Annotated in this window: 22 protein-coding genes and 1 riboswitch; of the genes, 8 read left to right on the top strand and 14 right to left on the bottom strand. The window is 64.9% G+C overall.

The annotated features are described in order from the left end of the window. Positions 1 to 89 precede the first annotated feature (89 nt). Positions 90 to 650 carry a dihydrofolate reductase family protein gene (locus SSKA14_RS21420; RefSeq protein WP_157635995.1) on the bottom strand — a complete coding sequence of 187 codons (561 nt, stop codon included), beginning with the start codon at positions 648 to 650 and terminating at the stop codon, positions 90 to 92. A 469-nt stretch (positions 651 to 1,119) separates the two neighbouring features. Between SSKA14_RS21420 and SSKA14_RS21425 the strand changes: the two genes are divergently transcribed. After that, on the top strand, positions 1,120 to 1,521 hold the full coding sequence (locus SSKA14_RS21425) for a hypothetical protein (protein ID WP_008265840.1): 402 nt from the start codon (positions 1,120 to 1,122) through the stop codon (positions 1,519 to 1,521). Positions 1,522 to 1,611: 90 nt separating this feature from the next. On the opposite strand, the gene SSKA14_RS23895 is transcribed toward SSKA14_RS21425, so the two are convergent. Genes SSKA14_RS23895 through SSKA14_RS21445 form a run of 4 tightly spaced genes read right to left on the bottom strand, consistent with a single transcriptional unit; the run spans position 1,612 to position 6,731 of the window. Next, on the bottom strand, positions 1,612 to 2,631 hold the full coding sequence (locus SSKA14_RS23895) for a type 1 fimbrial protein (RefSeq protein WP_008266536.1): 1,020 nt from the start codon (positions 2,629 to 2,631) through the stop codon (positions 1,612 to 1,614). Between the two features lie 32 nt (positions 2,632 to 2,663). Beyond that, positions 2,664 to 3,656 carry a fimbrial protein gene (locus SSKA14_RS23140; protein ID WP_157635997.1) on the bottom strand — a complete coding sequence of 331 codons (993 nt, stop codon included), beginning with the start codon at positions 3,654 to 3,656 and terminating at the stop codon, positions 2,664 to 2,666. A 16-nt stretch (positions 3,657 to 3,672) separates the two neighbouring features. Next, entirely contained in the window at positions 3,673 to 4,179 is a 507-nt protein-coding gene (locus tag SSKA14_RS21440; protein WP_008267853.1) for a fimbrial protein, read from the bottom strand. Then, a complete protein-coding gene (locus tag SSKA14_RS21445; protein ID WP_157635999.1) occupies positions 4,176 to 6,731 on the bottom strand; it encodes a fimbria/pilus outer membrane usher protein in 2,556 nt (851 codons plus the stop codon). Before SSKA14_RS21445 ends, SSKA14_RS21440 begins: the two co-directional genes overlap by 4 nt. Before the next feature lie 296 nt (positions 6,732 to 7,027). Between SSKA14_RS21445 and SSKA14_RS21450 the strand changes: the two genes are divergently transcribed. From SSKA14_RS21450 to SSKA14_RS21460, 3 genes are all read left to right on the top strand, one after another. Further along, positions 7,028 to 7,537: a fimbrial protein gene (locus SSKA14_RS21450; RefSeq protein WP_008267588.1), complete on the top strand. Its 510-nt coding sequence runs from the start codon at positions 7,028 to 7,030 to the stop codon at positions 7,535 to 7,537. Between the two features lie 53 nt (positions 7,538 to 7,590). Continuing rightward, entirely contained in the window at positions 7,591 to 8,304 is a 714-nt protein-coding gene (locus SSKA14_RS21455) for a fimbria/pilus periplasmic chaperone (RefSeq protein ID WP_008267708.1), read from the top strand. A 160-nt stretch (positions 8,305 to 8,464) separates the two neighbouring features. After that, the gene (locus SSKA14_RS21460) at positions 8,465 to 8,836 is read left to right on the top strand and encodes a DUF805 domain-containing protein (protein ID WP_008267101.1); all 372 of its coding nucleotides are present in this window, start codon (positions 8,465 to 8,467) and stop codon (positions 8,834 to 8,836) included. A gap of 365 nt (positions 8,837 to 9,201) precedes the next feature. Here SSKA14_RS21460 and thiL read toward each other — a convergent pair whose 3' ends face one another. The 5 genes from thiL to SSKA14_RS21485 all read right to left on the bottom strand — a co-directional run bounded on the left by thiL (position 9,202) and on the right by SSKA14_RS21485 (position 13,112). After that, positions 9,202 to 10,164, bottom strand: coding sequence for a thiamine-phosphate kinase (gene thiL, locus SSKA14_RS21465; RefSeq protein WP_008265095.1), 963 nt, complete (start codon positions 10,162 to 10,164; stop codon positions 9,202 to 9,204). 120 nt (positions 10,165 to 10,284) lie between these two features. Further along, on the bottom strand, positions 10,285 to 10,764 hold the full coding sequence (gene nusB / locus SSKA14_RS21470) for a transcription antitermination factor NusB (RefSeq protein WP_008266434.1): 480 nt from the start codon (positions 10,762 to 10,764) through the stop codon (positions 10,285 to 10,287). Beyond that, complete coding sequence (gene ribH / locus SSKA14_RS21475) at positions 10,761 to 11,228, bottom strand: 6,7-dimethyl-8-ribityllumazine synthase (protein ID WP_008266794.1); 468 nt, start codon at positions 11,226 to 11,228, stop codon at positions 10,761 to 10,763. The genes nusB and ribH overlap by 4 nt, the downstream gene beginning before the upstream one ends. 184 nt (positions 11,229 to 11,412) lie before the next feature. Beyond that, a complete protein-coding gene (ribB, locus tag SSKA14_RS21480) occupies positions 11,413 to 12,513 on the bottom strand; it encodes a 3,4-dihydroxy-2-butanone-4-phosphate synthase (protein ID WP_008265585.1) in 1,101 nt (366 codons plus the stop codon). After that, complete coding sequence (locus SSKA14_RS21485) at positions 12,510 to 13,112, bottom strand: riboflavin synthase (protein WP_040008930.1); 603 nt, start codon at positions 13,110 to 13,112, stop codon at positions 12,510 to 12,512. The genes ribB and SSKA14_RS21485 overlap by 4 nt, the downstream gene beginning before the upstream one ends. A 74-nt stretch (positions 13,113 to 13,186) precedes the next feature. Next, positions 13,187 to 13,331: riboswitch (FMN riboswitch) on the bottom strand. 230 nt (positions 13,332 to 13,561) lie between these two features. Here SSKA14_RS21485 and SSKA14_RS21490 point away from each other — a divergent pair. From SSKA14_RS21490 to SSKA14_RS21500, 3 genes are all read left to right on the top strand, one after another. Beyond that, on the top strand, positions 13,562 to 14,182 hold the full coding sequence (locus SSKA14_RS21490; RefSeq protein ID WP_008265909.1) for a hypothetical protein: 621 nt from the start codon (positions 13,562 to 13,564) through the stop codon (positions 14,180 to 14,182). A gap of 142 nt (positions 14,183 to 14,324) precedes the next feature. Continuing rightward, positions 14,325 to 14,981 (top strand): hypothetical protein, encoded by a 657-nt coding sequence (locus tag SSKA14_RS23145; protein ID WP_050413399.1) that lies wholly within the window; start codon positions 14,325 to 14,327, stop codon positions 14,979 to 14,981. A 101-nt stretch (positions 14,982 to 15,082) separates the two neighbouring features. Then, entirely contained in the window at positions 15,083 to 15,967 is an 885-nt protein-coding gene (locus SSKA14_RS21500) for a hypothetical protein (RefSeq protein ID WP_008268430.1), read from the top strand. Positions 15,968 to 16,008: 41 nt separating this feature from the next. Here SSKA14_RS21500 and SSKA14_RS21505 read toward each other — a convergent pair whose 3' ends face one another. Beyond that, the gene (locus SSKA14_RS21505) at positions 16,009 to 17,106 is read right to left on the bottom strand and encodes a hypothetical protein (protein ID WP_008266592.1); all 1,098 of its coding nucleotides are present in this window, start codon (positions 17,104 to 17,106) and stop codon (positions 16,009 to 16,011) included. A gap of 239 nt (positions 17,107 to 17,345) precedes the next feature. Here SSKA14_RS21505 and SSKA14_RS23150 point away from each other — a divergent pair, with 239 nt between their 5' ends. Further along, positions 17,346 to 17,930: a TonB family protein gene (locus tag SSKA14_RS23150; protein WP_157636001.1), complete on the top strand. Its 585-nt coding sequence runs from the start codon at positions 17,346 to 17,348 to the stop codon at positions 17,928 to 17,930. A gap of 39 nt (positions 17,931 to 17,969) precedes the next feature. On the opposite strand, the gene ribD is transcribed toward SSKA14_RS23150, so the two are convergent. From ribD to SSKA14_RS21525, 3 genes are all read right to left on the bottom strand, one after another. After that, complete coding sequence (ribD, locus tag SSKA14_RS21515) at positions 17,970 to 19,055, bottom strand: bifunctional diaminohydroxyphosphoribosylaminopyrimidine deaminase/5-amino-6-(5-phosphoribosylamino)uracil reductase RibD (RefSeq protein WP_050413401.1); 1,086 nt, start codon at positions 19,053 to 19,055, stop codon at positions 17,970 to 17,972. 116 nt (positions 19,056 to 19,171) lie between these two features. Next, entirely contained in the window at positions 19,172 to 19,693 is a 522-nt protein-coding gene (nrdR, locus tag SSKA14_RS21520; protein WP_008268493.1) for a transcriptional regulator NrdR, read from the bottom strand. Between the two features lie 138 nt (positions 19,694 to 19,831). Further along, positions 19,832 to 20,281 (bottom strand): hypothetical protein, encoded by a 450-nt coding sequence (locus tag SSKA14_RS21525; RefSeq protein ID WP_008266896.1) that lies wholly within the window; start codon positions 20,279 to 20,281, stop codon positions 19,832 to 19,834. Positions 20,282 to 20,292: the final 11 nt, after the last annotated feature.

Below are 20,292 nucleotides of genomic sequence, written 5' to 3' on the forward strand. Positions count from 1 at the left end.
GGGCTCGGCTCTACCGGTGCCCCTCAATGTCGCCGCGGGTGCGCTGCACCGCATACATTCTGTCGACGATCACGCGCAGCAGGTCTGCTCTAGCGAACGACCTCGTACGTCGTGCGAACCAGTCCATCGTCTGTCGCATGACTCCCCCGCACCACCAGTTGCAGCTCGGTTTCCAACTCGCCGAACAAGGAACGCCCCGCCCCGAGCACGACGGGTGCGACCGAGATCGTGATCTCGTCAACCATATCCGCGCGCAGAAACGCTTGAATGGTGCGGCCGCCATCGATGTACACGTCCTGGACGCCCAGGTCTTCAAGAAGCCGAGTCGCCTCTTCGACAGATCCTGCCACTCGCACACGCGGGTCATCGATCTGGCCACGCGTCGTCAGTACGACCACCTGCATACCCTCAAACGGCCACTCGTCAAACCCGGCGACAGTCTCGTAGGTGGCCCGCCCCATGACGATGGCGTCAATCTTCTCAATGAAGGTGTTCCAGATCAGTGCTGGATGCTCGATCGTCCCGTTGATCTTGTGGCGGCGTGCTGGCATGTCGGTCAGCCAATCAAGCGTACCGTCGTCGCGGGCGATCTTGCCGTCGACACTTGTGCCGATGAACACCCGTCCGCGCCAGGTTCGAGCCGTAGTCATTTCCATCTCCATCAATCGGTTGGGGGTGAGAGGGTACAGGCTTCAGCAGGGAGCGATCCCGAACCGGTACAGCCGTCCTTTCAGTTCCCCACAAGACATGTCGCGATCTGCACGCATTGACGACTTTCGCCACGTCGCTGCAAACATTCGTATTTTTTCTACTTTCCAACTTTTCTCATTGGCAGCACTGGTGCTGCATGCGAATCATGTGCGGCCACCGACAACGGGTGGCACGGGCTTCCAATCCCGTTGGATAAGTATGTTGTTTACGCTTGCCTGTCGGCGTCGTCCATTCCCTCTGGGCGGCGTCGGCAGGCATTCTGTCCGCGCACTTATGGCGGGCGGTGCGTGGGGGCCTCGTGCCCGCCGGCGTTTCGCATACTTACCACCGGTATTGGAACCACGCATCGTCCGCCGCCCTTGCTGTTAAGCAGGGCGGATCCTTCGCGTAACGTATGAGGAAGCTGCCATGAGCGCCAATCGCTACCCGTTCCTGTTCGCCACCCTGGGCGATCTTGCCAACCAGCTGCCCGCTGAGATTGCCGAGCCGCTGGAAACCACCCTCGCCGCGAACCCTGCCGCCAACGGCATCACCCTGCTGGATTGCCTGCAACGCATCCGCGAGGTGGAGGCGGCCGATGGCCAGCCCCTACAGCGGAAGGGTCGTTCATCTGGCCAGTGCATGGCGTTGGCGCGCATCAACCGCGCCAACGCCGGGCTTACGGTGCTGCTGGAACTGCTGCATGCCAGCGAGCGCGTGCGTCTGGATGGTGAAGAAGCGCAGCAGGTGGGCAACGACGTGCGCGAGGGCCTGCTGCTGGCGTGCAGGGGGTTGTCGGAATATGTGGATACGCAGGTCTACGTAGCCTGACCGACGCCACCGGGGCTCCTGTAGAGTCGAGCTTGCTCGACTGCTCTCGGCCAAGGCAGTCGAGCAAGCTCGACTCTACAAAAGCGGGGCTCAGCGGTAGGTGGCGGTAATCACCGCTTGGCCTTCCACCACGCCGCCATGGAACGTACCCGCCTCGCGGTAGTAGCGCGCAGCCAGGGTGACGTTCTGACGTCCGTTCTGGGTGAGCGGAATCGTCCAACTGGTGCCCAGGTCCACCGGCGCGCCTTCGCGCAGCAATTCTACGCGCACCGCGCCGGCAGTGCTGTTTGCGGTGGGCGTCAGGCGGCTGCCGGTATTGCCCGGCAAGTTGGCGTCGGTCAGTACCACCTCAATGGGGAACGCGCCATTGCAGTCCATCGCCACGTTGAAGTCACGCTCGCCTGCATGGCTGCCGCTGGCGGGAAGATCGGCTGCGGCCACGTCCACCAAGGCAACTGGCGTGTCAGACAGCTTGCAGGTGGGTATACGCAGATTGGCCGTCATTGTGATGGTGTCGGTCTTGACGAAGGCGGGGTACAGCGGCGACTGCCGGCTTACAGTTCCCAGCTGTATGGAAGGCACTGGCTCCATAATGCCTCCACGAGACACGGCGGCCATCGTCACTTTCGAGCCGCGGCCACTGGAGTCCAGTGGCTTTGAAGGAAAATTAATCGTACCGCGGATATCCAGCGGCTGCGGCTCCTCGCGAATACTGCCAGAGCCCGTCCACACATGGTGGGAGAAAATCAGCAAGGGTGAACGTGGGTAAGCAATCAAACCGAAGGCTGGATAGGTTTTCCCATACACCGTGACGTTGCGAACGAACTCCAGGCCGGGAAGGACTGAGGTTACATCCATGGGAACTGCCTGGCTGTACGAGCACCCGGTCAGAAATTGGGCATTGCCGCTTCCCCCAGTGAAGTTAGCGATCAACTTATCCTGTTCCACGTCATCCCAGGCGTCGATCACCATCGTTACTGCTCCACCTGTACTGTACTGGCCGGTGCAGGCAGCTGCAGTGGCCGAGGCCAGCAGACCCAGTGCTATCCACGCGCAGCGGCTACGGACGATGCGTCGCTTCGGCTCAAGCTTGAATGTCGGAATTGCCATCGTCTTGCGTCCTGTCAGATAGAGAGAAACGGCTACCGGTAAGTAGCGGTGATCACCGCCTGACCTTCCACGTCACCGATCTTCAACGCGCCCGGCACGCGGGTGTAGCGCGCCTGTAGATCGATGTTCTGTTCACCATTGCCCGATGCACCGTGGTCCCATTGCTGGCCGAGCTTCACCGGCACGCCGTTGCGCAGCAGTTCCACCTGCACGCCCTCCGCTGTTGCATGGGCGGTCGGCTTCAGCAGGCTGCCGGTGGCGGTGGGGTCATTCGCATCGGTCAGCGTCAGCTTCACCGGAATGCCCGCCGCTTCGCACTGCATCTTCACCGGGAAGGTCTGCTCATGGCTGCTGTCGCCTACCGCACCCACTACGTCAGCACTGATCTCGGTAAGCGTGAACGCCGTGTCGCTGAGGCTGCACGTGGGTTGCTCGATGTTTACCGTTACATACACCGCGTGCCGGTTGGAGTAGGTGAACTGGGTATGTTGTGCCACCTCGGTACCCAACTGGGTCAGCGGAACCGGCTGCATGCCCGCACGTGCCACCACACCCAGGTGAGGGTGGGAGAACAGTTGGTTGTTCGTTACCGTATAGGAGGTAACTGGCGTTCCCACACCTTCCTTGGCGGGAATGCGCTCGAAGCCACCTGGAGCACCGGCGCCGGAGGTTTTAATGTTCATCGGAAAGAAGAACAGAGGCGACGTCGCGCTCAGTTCATACGTGACGTAGGTCTTGCCCTGGTAATCGATGGTCGATACGGCCTTCAGCCCGATGCCCTCCAGCGACACCTCCAACTGGTGCGCTCGGGGCGTGCCACAGCCATTCATCCAGGTGGCCGAGCCGGAGAGCATCGTGATGGTGCCCGGCGCATCGGTGGATTTGAGATCGGCGGTCAGATAAGCCGCATTGCTGCCCGACGACGTACAGGCCATGACATGGGCGCTAGCCAGTGACAATAGCGCCGCAGCAACGACGCGCAGCCGGGTGCGGGCGCTGGAACGAAGAAGTACGGGCTGTTTCACGGGACGACTCCCTGTACTACTTGTAGTCGGCGGTAACGGTGATCTGGGCCCTGACTGCACCTGCCACCAGCGGCGTTCCGGCCTTGCGGAAGTAGCCCACACCCATATCCAGCTTGGCCGTGGCTGTGCCATTGACGGCTACTTGTTTCGTCCCGCCGTTCTTGAAGAAGCTCGGGCCGGTGGGACCATCCAGCAACGCCACCGCGACGCCCGTTGCCCCGCCCGTGGGCGCGTCATTCTTCCAGTGCCCGTCCTGTGCGGCGTCGCCGGTACCATTGAAGGTCAGGTCGATGCTGCCCACGCCTACACAACCGGTGAAGTTGAGCGTGGCTGTCTTCAGGCCATTGTCATGCCCGGCCTTCAGATCGGTGGCGTCGATGTCATCCAGCGTCAACGGCGCAATGGCCATGGTGCAGGTACCCGGCAATACCTTGCCGGTAACGGTGATATTGGCCGTATCGGCATGGGCCAGCGGCGCGGCGCCGAACAGCAATGCAGCGAGAGTCAGGTGCGAAGGTTTCATTGGGAAGCTCCGGTAGTTGAAGAGGGAACATCGTCGGCCAGTAGTTCCTGACCCGGCGCCAGACAGCGCGCCTGTGCCCAGTACTGGCCGTGTGCATCGGGGGTATCGGGCATGGCGTAGTGCAGGCGGCAGGCGATGCCGTCTTCGGTCTGCACATGCACCAGCCCGGTGTTTTCCAGCCCACGCAGGGCCACCACACCACCTTGCCCCACCTGGCCCAGCACCCGCCCATCGGGGTGGGCAATCTGCGCGCCGTAGGGCAGCGGCTGGCCGTCGGCATCGCTGGCGTCGATCAGCCACAGGCGATCGTTGCGGGTCTGGAAGCTGACCTTGACGATGCTGCCGGCGCTGGGCGCCACGCGCTGCGAGCTGGCCTGCACTTCCACGTCCAGCGGCAGTGCGGCGGTATCGAGGTGTACCTGGTTCCAGCGGTAGGGGCTGGTATAGGGCAGCACGGCATAGCCGTTGCCGGCCACGGTGACGTTGCGGCCACTGCCCACCTTCGCGCCCTGCGCGCCCTGCGCTTCCACCAGCGCGAAGCTCTCGCCCAGCGACGGGCCGAAGTTGATGCCGCCCCGGTGCAGTACCACGCTACCGGTGGCCCCGGCATTGAAGCTGCTGCTGCCGTTGGCGTGGCTGTAACCGGCGCTGAGATCGGCATGGCTGCCCTGGTAGTTGGCGTAGGCGTTGTAGCCGCTGCTGCCCTGGCCACGGTTGCCCGACAGGCTGTAGGACAGCGCGCGGTCTTCGCCCAGGTTGCCGTTGACGCCCAGCTGCTGCTGGCTGCCCAGGCGGCTGTCGCTGTAGGTAGCGGTGGCGCGCGGGGCGTTGCCACTGCGGCCCAGCGGCACGCTCAGCATGAATGACAGGCGCGTATCGGGTGCGCCGTTGGCCATGCGGTAGCGCGTGGCAGACAGCGTGTAGTTGGCGCTGCGGTAGCTGCTGTGGAAACCCAGCTGCAGATCGTTCTGCTTGCCCGGCCGGTTCCAGTAGGCGACGTGGCCGCCACTGACATACAGCTGGCTGCGCTGGCCGATACGCTGCGAGAAGTTCACCTGGAAGCGCTGGCGGGTGCGCATGACGAACGCATCGGCCGCCTGCGGGCGGTCGAACGACAGCTGCGACACATCGGTGAGGGTGAGGAAGCCTTCGGTGCTGTAGCGGTACGCGGCCAGGCCCAGGTTGGTGCCGGTGCGCGCCACGCTGCGCTGGTAGTTCACGCGATAGCTGCGGCCGCTCTGCGCCGGCAGGCCCGGCACGTTGGCGCGCGCATGGGTGATATCGGCACCGATGGCGCCGAACGGTGTGTTGAACGCTGCACCGGCCAGGCCGGCCTGGTAGTGCTCGGCAACCTGCACCCCGCCCAGCAGCGTCATGCGGTTGCTAACGCCACGCGCGTAGGTGCCTTCGGTGAAGCGCAGCGCGTTCTGCGCCAGGCCGGTATTGCGCAGCGCGCCTGCGGTGACGCTGAAACGCTGGCTGCCTTCGCGCAGCGCCTGCGGCACGGCAGAGAACGCGACGGTGAAGCGCTCTTCGCGGCCATCAGCCTCGGTGACGGCTACTTCCAGATCGCCGCTGCCGGCATTGGGGTAGAGATCGTCGATGGCGAACGGACCCGGCGCCACCGTGGTTTCGTACAGCACCGCGCCGTTCTGGCGGATGGTGACGCGTGCGTTGCTCTGCGCTACGCCACGCACCACTGGCGCATAACCGCGCAGCGAATCGGGCAGCATGCGTTCGTCGGTGCTTATACGCACACCGGTGAAGCCGACGCTGTCGAACAGTTCGCCACCCGTGTTGGCCTGGCCCAGCGTGAGCTGGCTGTTCCAGCGCGGAAGATCACGCTGCAGCGTGCTGTTGAGCGTGGTGAAGTGCGTGCCCTGCGGGCTATGGCTGAGCGAACTGCGGTGGCGCAGCCGCCATGCCCCCAGGTTGAGGCCGGTAGTGATGCCCGCGTAGGTATTCTGCTGGCCCTGGTTGCGGTAATGGTTGACGCTGTAGCCGAGGAACGCAGCGGTGATGCCGTGGTCGCGCAGTTCCGGCGCGACGAAGCCGCGCGCCTGGCGCTGCAGCGCGACCTGCGGCAACGAGATATCCAGGCGCAGCTGGCTGTCGTCGTAGCGTACGCGTGCGCCCTCAATCACTGCCTCTACATCGACGCAGTGCGATGTTTCTGACGCTTCCACGGCCTGGCGGGAGGCATCGCTGAGGCCCAACGCCAGCAGCAGATTTGCCGGCACGCAGGGCCGAGCGACATGTGGTGTATCTGACGCCACCAGATCGATGTCATCGCGTCGGATGAACTCGCCGTTTAGATGGATATCGACGTTGTAGCGACCCGGCTCCACCGGATTGCCCATGCTGAAGCGCGCCAGGTCTTCGCCGACGAAACCACTGGCGAAGCCTTCGCTGAATTCCACTTCTCCACCGGTGCGCGCGTGCGCCGGCATTGCAGCGGCAAACGCCAGCGTGGTGCTGATGGCAGTGGCAAGCGCAGTTAGGCGCAGGGGCTGTCGCGCGGAACTGCAGCAGTTGGAGGAAGACAGGCGCATAGCGTCGACGCGGCCGCAGTGCAGCCCCGGTAGTCGTGGGAGGCGTGCAGACTAGGGCGCGACCGTGCTGGCGGATATGCAACTACTTGCAGTTTTCAGTGGATGTAAGCGTTTGCAACTAATTGTATGGAGTGCGGGCGACGTCGGGCCGAACATGCGCCGGGCAGAAAAACGGGCGTGCCTCGTCCCGCGTCGGTAACGGATCTGCCGACAGACATCACGCCTCCTGCCCCGGCCACCCTTCGCACAGATGAGGGTGGCGTTCCCGATTCCATCATTTGTTGAAGAGCACACCCATGAAGAACCTGAAGACCCCGATGGCACTGGCCATCCTGCTGGCCGCTGCCCCGGCCGTGAATGCTGCTGATCTGACCATTACCGGCGAGATCGTTGAAACCACCTGCACTGCCACCATCAATGGCGGCGTGGCGGTGACGATGGGCAAGATGGATCTTGAAGACCTGAAAGGCAACGATCGCATTGGCCGTCGCGATCTGGACGTGGAAGTGGCCTGCCCGGGCGCCAGTGGCTCGCACGATGTGGCCGTGAAGTTCAGCGGCCCGACTACTGCCGACGGCGCGCTGGAGCTGACGACCGGTGGTGCCGCAGGCGTGGCGTACAAGATCTTTGACACCACCGATACCCAGCTGAAGATCAACACTGCGCCGACCCAGTTCGTCAACGTCACCGATACTGCACCGAATACCGTCAAGCACAGCGTCTGGTACACCAAGACGGGCGCTGCTGATGATGTGGTGGCCGGCGTGGCCAACGCGACCGCGCAGATGGACATCGTCTACAAGTAAGCGCACGCCGCCCGGCGGCGTGCTGCCGGGCGGTTCTTTCCGAGGAAACTTCGATGAACCTTCGCGCATGCGCGGCAGTACTGGCATTGGCCGGTGCTTCCGCAGTACTTCCGGCCTCTGCTGCGGTGACGCTGCAGGGCACGCGGGTGATCTACGACGGCAGCAAGGGTGCGGTGACGGTGAACGCCAACAACCGCGGCGACAACGTGGCCCTGGCCCAGGTGTGGCTGGACGATGGCGATGCCAGTGCCAAGGCGGGCAGCCAGAAATTGCCGTTCGTGCTGACGCCCACCACGCGCCGCATCGATGCCGGGCATGCGCAGGCGTTCCGGCTGACCTACGCACCGATGGCCGCTGCGGCGCTGCCGACGGACCGCGAATCGCTGCTGTACTTCAACCTGCTGGATATTCCGCCCAAGCCGGAGAATGCGGAAGGCAGGAACCTGCTGCAATTTGCGGTGCGCACGCGAGTGAAGCTGTTCTACCGGCCCGCCGGCTTGCCGGGCCATGCGCGCGATGCGGCAGCGGCGCTGGAATGGCGTGTTGAAGGTGGAGCGTTGCAGCTGCACAACCCCAGTGCGTATCACGTGACGCTGGCCAACCTGGCGCTGCCCGATGGCAAGACCATCGAAGTGGACATGGTGCCGCCGGGCGAGCGCATCAGCCTGCCTGTGCCGAAGGGCGCCACGGTGCCGGCCACGCTGAAATTCCAGTGGCTGGATGACTACGGAACATCGCGCGATGCCGAGGCGAAGATCGCCCGTTGAATATGTAGAGCCGAGCCTATGCTCGGCTTTCTTATTTGCGCCAGGCAGCCGAGCGTGGGCTCGGCTCTACAGAAATTCGTGCTGCGATTGCAACAAGTTGCATGGAGTACCGTTACCCCAGCAGCGATAGTGCGCGCTTCCTTTTTTTGAGAGAGTGCCGATGCACAAGATGATGATTCCGATGAACCGCTATGCGCAGTTCAGCGGGCGCGCCAGCCGCAGTGAGTTCTGGTGGTTCCAGTTGTTCATCGTAATTCTCTCGCTCCCGCTGTATGTGCTGAGCTTCATTGCGGGTTACACCCAGTCGGGCACGCTGGCGCTGGTTTCGACAGGTTTGAGCGTGGTGATGTGGCTGGCGGTGATCGTTCCGCTGATTGCGGTGACCGTGCGCCGCCTGCATGACACCGACCGCTCCGGTTGGTGGTATCTGCTGATGCTGGTGCCGGTGGTGGGCCTGGTGGTGCTGGTTTTCTTGCTGCTGCCGGGCACGCCGGGCGAAAACCGTTTCGGCGCGCCGGTTCCGCACGTGTAATTGCCATGCATGGGTAGGTGTCGACCTTGGTCGACACGGCGTTGGTACGGACGCCGGACACATTCGTGCCAACCAAGCCCACGGCATTGGTAGGTGTCGACCTTGGTCGACACGGAGTTGGCACGGACGCCGGACACATTCGTGCCAACCAAGTCCATGGCTTTGGTAGGTGTCGACCTTGGTCGACACGGTGTTGGCACGGACGCCGGACACATTCGTGCCAACCAAGGTTGACACCCACCAGAGCAATTCCGGCACGCCCCGCATGGGTAGGTGTCGACCTTGGTCGACACGGTGTTGGCACGGACGCCGGACACATTCGTGCCAACCAAGGTTGACACCCACCAGAGCAGGTATTGCTGCTTCTACGCGAAGTGCTGGTAACCGCCGCTGGCGGCTTCGCCATCCACCTGTACGCCCTGCCCTTCGGCAATGCGGCCGATGCGGGTAAGCGGCAGGTCCAGCGTCTGCGATAGATACATCAGCGCGTCGCGCTGATCGGCGGCGGCGGTGAAGCACAGTTCGTAGTCGTCGCCGCCGCGCAGCGCACACTCACGTGCTTCCTCGCGACCGAGCAGCTCGCGCAGCTCCGGCGAGATCGGCAGCATGTCGGCATCCACATGCACGGCCACGCCACTGCGTGCGGCAATATGGCCGGCGTCGGCCAGCAGGCCGTCCGATACATCCACGGCCGCGTGCGCAAAGGCACGCAGGCGCAGGCCGAGGGTTACACGCGGCGTGGGCCGCAGCAGGCGCAGGCGCAGGTGTTCGTAGTCGGCCAACAGCGTGGCGGCGGCCACGTTCAAAGCGCCCTGCTGCCAGAGCTTCAATGCGCCGGCGGCATCGCCCAGCGTGCCACTCACCCAGAGATCGTCACCCACCTGCGCGCGATCACGACGCAGTGCCTGGCCGCGGCCCACCTGCCCCATCGCGGTCACCGACAGCGACAGCGGGCCGCGCGTGGTGTCTCCGCCAATCAGCGCGATATCGTGCTGGTCAGCCAGTGCGAAGAAACCATCGGCAAAGGCTTCGATCCAGTCTTCGGAAGTTTCCGGCAGCGACAGAGCCAGCGTGCACCAGGCCGGGCGCGCCCCCATCGCGGCCAGGTCGGACAGATTGACCGCCAGGGTCTTCCAGCCGATGTCGAAGGCGGGGGTTTCCACCGGGAAGTGCACGCCGCTGTTGAGCGTATCGGCGGTGACCACCAGCTGTTCGTTGGCGCGCGGCTGCAGCAGTGCGGCGTCGTCGCCGATGCCGAGCAGGATGTCGTCGCGCTCCAGGGTGCGGGCGCGGATGCGGTCGATGAGGGCGAATTCGGCCAGGGACATGGGGCGTTCCCGCTGTTGTACGTGCCGCGCAGTGCGCGGTGGGCGGTAGTGCCGGCCGCTGGCCGGCAACCTCAGGATCCCTGCAGCTGCCGGCCAGCGGCCGGCACTACCACAGGTGGGTCAGTGACCCGATTCGACCTTGCGCCATTCCACGGCGGCACGATCCAGCACGCCGTTGACGTAGGTGTGGCCATGCTCGGAACCGAAACGCTTGGCCGATTCGATGGCTTCGTTGATGACCACGCGGTACGGCACGTCCAGACGGTAGCGCAGCTCGTAGCCGGCCAGGCGCAGCACGGCGCGTTCGATGGCGTCCACTTCTTCGATGCCACGGTCCAGGTACGGGCCGAGCGCTTCGTCGATGTCGCGGCGGTTGTCCAGCACGCCATGCACCAGCGCTTCGAAATAGGCCAGATCGGCGATTTCGCGGGCCTGCTCGTGGGCGAACTGGGCGATCAGCGACTGTGCGTTGCCGCCGGAAATCTGCCAGGCATACAGCGCCTGCACAGCACGACGGCGCGCGCGCGAGCGCAGCACCGGATCGACGCCATCGCGGCGGACGGGTTTACCGGAGGGCTTGCCCTGGGTGTTCTTGTTCATGGCAGTTGCTCCAGCAGGTTGACCATTTCCAATGCGGCGAGTGCGACTTCCTCGCCCTTGTTGCCGTGGCTGCCGCCGGCACGTGCCTCGGCATCCTCAGCGCGTTCCACCGCCAGCACACCGTTCAGCACCGGCACGCCGAAATCCAGCTGCACGCGCATCAGGCCTTCGGCGCAGCGGTCGGCCACGTGTTCGTAGTGGCGGGTATCGCCACGGATGACGCAGCCCAGGGTGAGGATGGCGGCGTGTTCATGCGCGGCGGCCAGGCGTGCAGCCACCAGCGGCAGTTCCCAGGCACCCGGCACGCGGATCACGTCGATGTTGGCTTCGCTGATGCCGTTGCCGGCCAGGCTCAGGCGGGCGCCCGCGACCAGCGCGTCGGTGATGCGGGCATTCCAGCGGCTGGCCAGGATGGCGAAGCGCGCCGACTCGGGAGTGCGAAGATCGCCTTCGTAGTGGCTCATATGCGGCTTGGGGGACTCGATAAGGGGGTGATTCTACCGTGGATGGGCCCCGGCCGTGGCCGGTGGGCGCGCGGGGACGTGCCGGCCAAAGGTCGGCACCCACCGTTGGCGGAGGCGTGGTAGTGCCGGCCGCTGGCCGGCAATCCCGGGGATGCGGTTGCCGGCCAGCGGCCGGCACTACCCATTACAGGGTGACCGTCTCCACCACTTCCAGGCCGTACCCGGCCAGGCCGACCTGGCGGCGCGGGGTGCCCAGTACGCGCAGCTTGCCCAGGCCCAGATCGGACAGGATCTGCGCGCCGGCACCGTTGCGGCGCCACTGGCCCACGTCCTTGTCCTTGCCCGGCACCACCGGCGCCGGCTGCTGGCGCAGGCGGGCCAGCAGGGCCTCGCCATCGCGCGGGGCCGACAGCACCACCATCACGCCCGCGCCTTCGGCATCGATCGCACGCAGGGCATCGGTGGCGGCCACGCCGAAATCGTCGCGGCGCCAGTGCAGCAGGTCGGCCAGCGGGTTTTCCACCTGCACGCGCACCAGCGTGGGGCTTTCCGCGTCCGGGGTGCCACGGACCAGGGCGAAATGCAGGTCGTGGGCGATGCGGTCGCGGTAGGTGACGAGCTTGAACGGGCCGAATTCGGTGTCGATGTCGCGCTCATCGACGCGCTCGACGGTCTTTTCGGTAGCCAGGCGGTAGGCGATCAGATCGGCGATGGAGCCCATCTTCAGGCCGTGCTCGCGGGCAAACACTTCCAGTTCCGGACGGCGCGCCATGCTGCCGTCCGGGTTCAGGATCTCCACCAGCACGCCGGCCGGCTCCAGCCCGGCCAGCATGGCCAGGTCGACGCCGGCTTCGGTGTGGCCGGCACGGGTCAGCACGCCGCCCGGCTGGGCGATCAGCGGGAAGATGTGGCCCGGCTGGTGCAGGTCGGCCGGCCTGGCATTCGGCTTCACCGCGGTGCGGATGGTGTGCGCGCGGTCGTGCGCCGAGATGCCGGTGGTGACACCCTCGGCGGCCTCGATGCTGACCGTGAAGTTGGTCTGGAACTGCGCGGTATTGGCCTGCACCATCGGCGCCAGGCCGAGATCGGCGGCGCGGGTACGGGTGAGCGGCAGGCACACCAGGCCACGGCCGTGGGTGACCATGAAATTGATGTCCGACGGCTTGACCAGCTCGGCGGCCATGATCAGGTCGCCTTCGTTCTCGCGGTCTTCGTCATCGACGATGACCACCATGCGGCCCAGGCGGATCTCTTCCAGGATTTCCGGAATCGGGGCGAAATTCATGCGCGTGCTCCTTCGCCCAGGAGGCGTTCGACGTAACGGGCGACCAGATCGATTTCCAGGTTCACCGCACTGCCCACGCCCGAGGCGGAGAAGGCGGTGTTGGCCACGGTGTGCGGGATCAGGGCGACTTCAAAGCCTTCGTCATCCACTTCGTTGACGGTGAGGCTGACGCCGTCCACGCAGATCGAGCCCTTCTTGGCGATGTAGCGGCGCAGCGAAGCCGGTGCGGCAAAGCGCCAGCGCTGCGCGCGCGCGTCTTCATGGATGGACAGCACCTGGCCGAGGCCATCGACGTGGCCGCTGACCAGATGGCCGCCGAGGCGGTCGGTCGGGCGCATCGCGCGCTCCAGATTGATGACCGCGCCCTCGTCCAGCTGGCCCAGCGTGGTCAGCCCCAGGGTCTCGGTGGAGGCATCGGCCTGGAAGCTGCTGGCGTCGAATGCAATGACGGTGAGGCAGACGCCGTTGATGGCGATGCTCTCGCCCATCTGCACGTTGTCGAACGGCAGATTCCCGACATTGAAGGTGAAGCGGACATCGCCGCCGATGGATTCGCGTGCGGCCAGACGGCCGACGCCTTCGATGATTCCAGTAAACAAGTAACGTTCTCCGCGAAAAGTGAGCGAAAAACGCCGCAAGGCAAACAGGCGCACGCAGGGCATGAGCCCTGTGGCACCGTCTTCTTTCATCCGGACTATGACCGTCGGCTCCGGCATTGGACCGGATCTGCTGACCCCCGGCGTAGGCCGGGGCGCTCGCGGGCTCGTGCTTGCGCACCTACCGCCGGTGGGGAATTGCACCCCGCCCTGAAGACGTTTGTGTACCGGCGAACCGGCACCGGTAGTGTACCAGCCGCCTTGCCGGGGTCGCGCAGGGCCGGGCCATCCCACGTTCAGCTGTGACCGACGTCGCGTTGCTGACCATGCCTTCGCCCCGTGGCTCGCATTCTGTAAAAATTTCATTAAAATTCGTCGCCGGACGACATGAGGTCGCCACGGGCCGCCCGCTGGGCAGGCTCGCCAATGGACTGATATTCACAGGAATTCCCATGCGCAAGATCCTGATCGTGGCCGCTCTGCTGGCCGCCGCCCCCTTCTCGGCTTCGGCCGATGCCCTGAGCTACACCTACGTGGAAGGCGGCTGGACGCAGGTCAAGGTTGACGACAACGCACTGGACGACCCCAAGGTCGACGGCGCCTATCTGCGCGGTTCGTTCGCACTCTCCGAGCAGGTGCACGTGTTCGGCGGCTGGTCGCGTACCCGCAAGACCTACCACTACAACGACGGTTCGCTGAAGCTGGAACTGGACCAGCCGGAGCTGGGCATCGGCTACCACATGCCGTGGACCGACCGCGTCGACTTCACCGCCGACGCCGCCTGGGTGCGCCAGAACGTTGAGCTGACCGATCGTTACTACGGCTACTCCGAGCGCTTCAAGGACCACACCAACCTGGGCCGCGTCACCGTGGGCCTGCGCGGCAAGCCGTCGCGCATGACCGAAGCCTGGGTCAAGACCGGTTACATGGACGGCGGCAACAACTTCAAGGGCACCTGGGTGGGCACCCTGGGCGGCCAGATCAACTTCACCAGGACCTGGGGCCTGGTGGGCGAGATCTCCGGCTACCGTGACGTCACCCAGTACTCGGCCGGCGTGCGCGCCAGCTTCTGATCCAACGATCGCTCCTCGTCGTGCGATCGAACGGGCCCCGCAAGGGGCCCGTTTTTTTTTGGGGCTGTCTTTTCAGACAAATTGCATGGTGTCCGGCGGCCCTCTGCCGCAGGCTGCGGCTCTTCCCCATTCTGGATGGATGATGCTGGCCTATCGCCTCCCCCTGCTGCTGTGCCTGCCGCTTGCCGCGCAGGCCGCCACCGCGGAAAAACTGAGCCCGGAACAGGCCTTTGACCTATATGCCCGGGCCCTGCTGGAAAGTGATGCCCAAGCCGCAGAAGCCCTGGTCCGCGCGCTGCCCGCCGACGGCCTGTGGACTACCGATATGGTTCGGGGACTTGCCCATTTCGAAGCGAAAATGCGCGCAGCGGTAACCGGGCAAAGCGATGAGGCGGAGGAGGTCCCGGCCGCACTTACCGAGGCGATGGTCGCCCAGATCACCAGAACATTTGCCAGGAGCCACTGCCGGGCAGTGCCTGGACAGGTCATTGCCGAAAATGCACCGGGCGGGAAGGTGCGGGTCACATTCACCTGCCAGGTACCGGTGTGGGATACGGAAAGCGGTCTGCTGGCCGAGCCGGACATCCAGCAGAAACTGCGGGACGATGAGGTTTTTGCTACGTATCTGATCGCATCGGAGCTGCGCATGGCAGAGCTGCATACGATTACCGGCACCGCCGTGCTGGAAGGAAGCGCCGAGATGGGATATTTCCCAGGCGGCGGCATGATGCAATCCCTTTCCCCGGTGCTGTTCTCGGTCTTTCCCGCAGCACTGACCGATGCGCTTCAGGACGAATAGTGCGGTGTTCGCATGGCTTGCACACCCGTGCCAACGAATTCGCGTGCAGATGCGCTAGTCTTTCGCGCCTCTGCACTACCCACTGGAAACGGAACACCGTCATGAAGACTTCCCTGCGCAACCTGCTCGCCAGCGCCCTGCTGTGCGCCCCTGCGTTCGCCAGCGCCGCACCAGCCACGCTGTCGCCCGAGCAGGCCTTCGACCTGTATGCACGCGTGCTGCTGGAAGACGACGCCGCCGCCACCCGCAGCCTCAACGACGCTCTGAAGCCCGCTTTTGAAGGCAAGGACGCCGTGACCCCGACCCCGGGCGCCCTGGCCAAGGCATTGGCCGAGCCCTGGCAGACCGTGCTGGCCAGCACCGGCGCCAAGGTGGACGCCGCCGCCACCGAAGCGCTGTACGCCAAGGCACTGCGCGATTCGAAGTGCCGCGCCACCAAGAGCGTGATTGAAGACAACGAATACGTGGAAGACCAGAAACTGGCGCGGATCAGCTACAGCTGCCAGCTGCCCGACCTGGGCAAGGTACGCCCGCTGTTCGCCGCCAGCCTGGCCGCCGATGCCAGCCCGGCCGTGCGCAAGCAGTTCACCGATGCCTACACCCAGGCACTGCAGACGGGCGCGCGCGTGCCGGTCAGTGGCAACTTCACCCTGTACCCGGCCAAGGACAATGGCTATTGGTACAGCGGCAATTTCGATGATCTGGTCGGCACCGTGGCCGGTGCTCTGGCGCCGTTCGAAGAGTGGATGCAGGACGCGCAGGCGGCCAGTGCACCGAAGGTGACCGGCGTGCCGGGCTGCGACCTGCTGCTGCAGCAGCACCGCGCGTGCGTGGCGAAGATCGCACCGGAACAGATCAGCGGCGTGGATGCGATGGCCGAGGAACTGAAGGCCAAGGCGCAGGTGCAGTCGGCCGAGGAAATGACCCAGGAATGCAAGGCACTGCGGCCGATCGCCGAGATGATGTGGACCGACGCGTGCGCGTAAGGTGGTAACGCCGGGCACTGCCCGGCGGTTCCGCATTACTGTCATTGTTCGTCATCGTCGTCCGGATGTTCGCCGAACTCCGGACGATTCTGCTGGTAATCACAGCCATGCAGGGTCTTGCCGGGCTTCCAACCGCGCGCGATGCGTGCGCGATCTTCCAACCACCCGTCGGCTGCGGTGTGGGTATCGTGGAAGCCGACGAAGGCGATCTCGTCCCAGCCATCGTAAGGGGGCAGATCCCACTCTTCTGCCAGCGCTGCGGCGATGTCGCCATCGAGTTCCGCGTACAGGGTCGGGCCGACCTTGACGAAGCGTGAGACGGGCCGCCCAGCGATCATCACCGGCGCCGGTGGTGCCCACCAGCTATACCCTTCTTCATCCTCTCCGTCTCTCCAGCCCTTGAAGCGTGCGTCAGTGCTGTGCGCAGACATGGCTACAGCCCAGCCCGCCGTATAGTTGCGCAGCGCATCGGCCTTGCAGCTCAGCACGTCATCGAGCTCGGTGGCGATATCCACCCCCGAAGCAAACACCACGTCAGGTTCCTTGCCGCGCCTGCGCAACTGCTCCATGCGTGTGTCGTAGCGATCCTCACAGCCAAGCAGCACAGCTCCGGGGTGGCTGGAAATACGCGATGCGGTCATCGAGCGTACCTGGAATCCGATGTCGCCCGTGTTGCGAAGTGACAGCTCCCGCACGTGGATGTGCGGCGCCACCGTTGCACTCAGTGGCCGCATCTCCAGCTGACGCGACATCTCCTCCAGCGTGACGCCCTCGATGATTGCCATCACGGCCTCGGAAAGAACAGCAATTCGCGTGGTTGAGTGACCGAACACCGTGATCGGTTCGGGCAGGACCACCTCGTGCAGTGACGCGTTGGGCTGCTCGACAACACCCCATGTATCGAATGGGCGCGCGACCTCGTTGCCCAACGCGACCGCCCACAGGTGGGGCGACAACAGCTTCTGCACCGAAGCAGGCGCACGGCATTCAATGATGGCGGTCAGGTCCTGCAGGGCCTGTGACTGTGTGTAGGCACGCGCGGGAGCCGGCGCTTCCTCATCTGCGGAGACGACAGGTGAAGCTGACACGCCGAGCAGAAGCAGCGCCGAAAGCAGCAGATTGCGGTTTGGGTGCAGCATGACAGTTACCGACGGGAGACAGCCGGTGACTGTGCGTGCGTAGTGCACGGTTTGATATGAAGATTGTTGCAAACAACGGCATCAAGATCGGCGTGACGTCGCCCGGTCATTTTCAGACGTGTTGCATGGTCAAGTGGAATTCGCCGGTGCATGCTGCCTGATTGATTCACAGTACTGCCTTGCCCTGTACATGCCTCTATTCGCCACAGCAATCGCCGTCACGCTCTGCCAGGATGCCAATGAACACACCCACGCGTGGAAGGCTCATACCGGAAATGGTCATGCCACCTAACGCGCGATGGGCAGGACTTCTACCAGCGCTGTTCGCGTTGACCGCCTGCCCGCAGCAAGCGGACAGCGATGTCGCGCGCGAAACTGCACGCAGCAGGCTGCAAACCGATGCCCCGCGCTGCACGGAAGATGACGACCTCGTGGCCTGCCTGCGAAGGTACGCCTCTCCCCCGCGCAAGGTATTCACAGCACGTGCCGATTGCAGTGCATTCACCCAGCGGGGTGACTCGGTGGCGATCGAACCCACGACCCGGGCCGCCCACCCGGCGCATTTTCCAGACAGGGTGCGCAGCAGCGGTAAGGTACACCTGCAGATGCGGGTGGAGGCCAGTGGCCGACTGGCCGGATTGCGTGTGCTGGAATCCAGCGGCCATCCCCAGCTTGCCGAGGCGGCGATGGCCGCTGCCAGGGACTGGTGCTATCTGCCCGCACACCGCGATGGCCGCGACACCGGCGGCGATGTGGAGGCATGGTTCCACTTCAACGTCGTGACCTGGCCGCAGAACGGCAATGCGCCACAGGAAGAAGCGTAAGGGCCCCAGCGCCGACCCAGGCCGTCCTCTACCAGAGCATTACGCGCGCAGCAGCAACCGCAGGTCCTCACCCACCTGGCGCTGATCGACCACGCGCAGGCGGCGCTGCTGGTCCATCGCATCGATGCCGAGGCCGGCCAGCAACGGGCGGCCGCTGTCACCCAGCAACGTGGGCGCCAGGTACAACAGCAGTTCGTCTACCCAGCCACCGCGCAGCAGCGCGCCAGCCAGGGTCGCGCCCGCTTCGGTGTGCACTTCGTTGATGCCGCGGTCGGCCAGCAGCGCCAGTACCGCGCCCAGATCGAGATGCCCATGGCGCAGCGCCACGCTGGCGAATGCGGCGTCGGCTGCATCGGGGGGACTGACGATCGCGTTGTGCAGGTACAGCGTTGGCGTCCCACCCTCACGCACGCGGCTGCATTCCAGCGACCGCAGGCGCGAATCGAGCACGACGCGCAGCGGTGGCATCACTTCGGCATCGGCCAGGCGCACGGTCAGCATCGGATCGTCGGCCAGCACGGTGTCGGCGCCGGTGAGGATGGCGCCGGCACGCGCGCGCCAGTGCTGTACGTCTTCGCGAGCCGCCGCGCCGGTGATCCACTTCGACGTGCCGTCCGCCATCGCGGTGCGGCCATCCAGGCTGGCGGCCAGCTTCACCCGCAGCCAAGGACGGTTGCGCTCCACGCGCGACAGGAAACCCTTGTTGAGCTCGCGTGCCTGCGCGGCCATCAAGCCTTCAGACACGTCGATGCCGGCCTCGCGCAGCAGATCGAAGCCACCGCCATCGACCTTCGGGAACGGATCGCGCATCGCCGCGACCACGCGCGATACGCCGGCTTCAATCAATGCCAGCGCGCAGGGCGGTGTACGCCCGTAGTGCGCGCAGGGTTCCAGCGTGACGTAGGCGGTGGCACCGCGCGCTTCGCTGCCGGCCTCGCGCAGCGCGAACACTTCGGCATGCGGCCCACCGGCACGCTGGTGCCAGCCCTGCCCGACCACGCGTTCGCCATGGGCGATGACACAGCCGACCATCGGGTTGGGGCGGGTGGTGTAGGCACCGCGCTCGGCCAGACGCAACGCGTTGGCCATGTGCTGGTGGTCAAGGACGGAGAACGGGGTGGTCATGGCGCCATGGTAACGCCGCAAGCGTGGATGCATGCCATGCCGTCTCTGTGCCAACCAAGGTTGGCACCCACCGAAGCAGGTATCTGTGCCAACCAAGGTTGGCACCCACCAGGGCGTCAGCCCTTCTTCTTCTTGGTCAGGGCGATCACATCGCCCAGCAACTGCAGCTGTTCGGTGCTGGACGGCAGCTCGCGTTCCAGCTTCTCGATCTCCTCGCGGAAATCAGCCACGTCCTCGAAGCTGCGGTACACCGAGGCGAAACGCACATAACCCACATGGTCGAGCTTGCGCAGTTCGTTCATCACGAACTCGCCGACCTTGATCGAGGGCACTTCGCGCTCGCCGCTGATGCGCAGCTGGTGAACCACCGCGCGCACCGCCGCTTCGATCTTGTCTTCGGCTACGGCACGCTTCTGCAGCGCGCGATCGAAGCCGGCGCGGACCTTGCGCTGGTCGAAGGCTTCGCGGGTGCCATCGCTCTTGACGATGGCCGGCAGCTTCAGTTCAACCGTTTCCAGGGTGCTGAAGCGCTCGCCACAGGCCTCGCATTCACGCCGACGACGGATCGTCGCGCCGTCTTCGGAGACGCGCGAGTCGATGACCCGGGTATCGGCATGTTGGCAGAAGGGGCAATGCATGGATCGCTTGGCTCGCGAGAAGACCTGCGGCCACGGTCGTGGCAGCGTCGCAACGGTACCTGAGAAGCGCCGCAGCAGCAAATGCTGTCTGCGCGGAAGTGACTGCGCAACAGGCCAATACCGCCCACAGCTGTCGCCTCAGCCGCCCTGGGCGGTTGCAGCGGCACTCGAGCGCCAGCGCAACCACGCCAGATGTGCGGCCGGCAGCAGGAACGGCGGCCCCAAGCCCAGGTAGCTCAACAGCGCGAATTCGCCGTCCTTGAACACCAGATGCAGGGTGACGGCGACCACCGCCAGCGCGGCCAGGACACCCAGCAACAAGCCCAACCACGCCACAGGCGACGATTGCCGCAGGCCGGTGCGGCCGCGCCACAGGAATACACCGCTCAGCCACAGCCATGACAGCAGGCCGATGATCCCGCCCAGCGACCACAGCAGCAGCATTGTGGGTTCGTTGCCAGACAGATACTTGCCGTCCAACACGACCATCAGGCCCAGCACCGCGACGGTTCCGCCGGCGGCAAAGGCAGGCAGGCCCAGTACGAGCCCTCCCACCGCGACCATCCGTTTGTGCAGGCCCTCATCCATGCATCCGGTTT

The sequence above is a fragment of the Stenotrophomonas sp. SKA14 genome, assembly GCF_000158575.1.
Taxonomy (GTDB): domain Bacteria; phylum Pseudomonadota; class Gammaproteobacteria; order Xanthomonadales; family Xanthomonadaceae; genus Stenotrophomonas; species Stenotrophomonas forensis.

Bases quoted from the DNA above. Each gene is read 5' to 3' on its own strand.
- SSKA14_RS21420 (WP_157635995.1), bottom strand. From the start codon at position 650: ATGACTACGGCTCGAACCTGGCGCGGACGGGTGTTCATCGGCACAAGT.
- SSKA14_RS21425 (WP_008265840.1), top strand. From the start codon at position 1,120: ATGAGCGCCAATCGCTACCCGTTCCTGTTCGCCACCCTGGGCGATCTT.
- SSKA14_RS23895 (WP_008266536.1), bottom strand. From the start codon at position 2,631: ATGGCAATTCCGACATTCAAGCTTGAGCCGAAGCGACGCATCGTCCGT.
- SSKA14_RS21440 (WP_008267853.1), bottom strand. From the start codon at position 4,179: ATGAAACCTTCGCACCTGACTCTCGCTGCATTGCTGTTCGGCGCCGCG.
- SSKA14_RS21445 (WP_157635999.1), bottom strand. From the start codon at position 6,731: ATGCGCCTGTCTTCCTCCAACTGCTGCAGTTCCGCGCGACAGCCCCTG.
- SSKA14_RS21450 (WP_008267588.1), top strand. From the start codon at position 7,028: ATGAAGAACCTGAAGACCCCGATGGCACTGGCCATCCTGCTGGCCGCT.
- SSKA14_RS21455 (WP_008267708.1), top strand. From the start codon at position 7,591: ATGAACCTTCGCGCATGCGCGGCAGTACTGGCATTGGCCGGTGCTTCC.
- SSKA14_RS21460 (WP_008267101.1), top strand. From the start codon at position 8,465: ATGCACAAGATGATGATTCCGATGAACCGCTATGCGCAGTTCAGCGGG.
- thiL (WP_008265095.1), bottom strand. From the start codon at position 10,164: ATGTCCCTGGCCGAATTCGCCCTCATCGACCGCATCCGCGCCCGCACC.
- nusB (WP_008266434.1), bottom strand. From the start codon at position 10,764: ATGAACAAGAACACCCAGGGCAAGCCCTCCGGTAAACCCGTCCGCCGC.
- ribH (WP_008266794.1), bottom strand. From the start codon at position 11,228: ATGAGCCACTACGAAGGCGATCTTCGCACTCCCGAGTCGGCGCGCTTC.
- ribB (WP_008265585.1), bottom strand. From the start codon at position 12,513: ATGAATTTCGCCCCGATTCCGGAAATCCTGGAAGAGATCCGCCTGGGC.
- SSKA14_RS21490 (WP_008265909.1), top strand. From the start codon at position 13,562: ATGCGCAAGATCCTGATCGTGGCCGCTCTGCTGGCCGCCGCCCCCTTC.
- SSKA14_RS23145 (WP_050413399.1), top strand. From the start codon at position 14,325: ATGCTGGCCTATCGCCTCCCCCTGCTGCTGTGCCTGCCGCTTGCCGCG.
- SSKA14_RS21500 (WP_008268430.1), top strand. From the start codon at position 15,083: ATGAAGACTTCCCTGCGCAACCTGCTCGCCAGCGCCCTGCTGTGCGCC.
- SSKA14_RS21505 (WP_008266592.1), bottom strand. From the start codon at position 17,106: ATGCTGCACCCAAACCGCAATCTGCTGCTTTCGGCGCTGCTTCTGCTC.
- SSKA14_RS23150 (WP_157636001.1), top strand. From the start codon at position 17,346: ATGAACACACCCACGCGTGGAAGGCTCATACCGGAAATGGTCATGCCA.
- ribD (WP_050413401.1), bottom strand. From the start codon at position 19,055: ATGACCACCCCGTTCTCCGTCCTTGACCACCAGCACATGGCCAACGCG.
- nrdR (WP_008268493.1), bottom strand. From the start codon at position 19,693: ATGCATTGCCCCTTCTGCCAACATGCCGATACCCGGGTCATCGACTCG.
- SSKA14_RS21525 (WP_008266896.1), bottom strand. From the start codon at position 20,281: ATGGATGAGGGCCTGCACAAACGGATGGTCGCGGTGGGAGGGCTCGTA.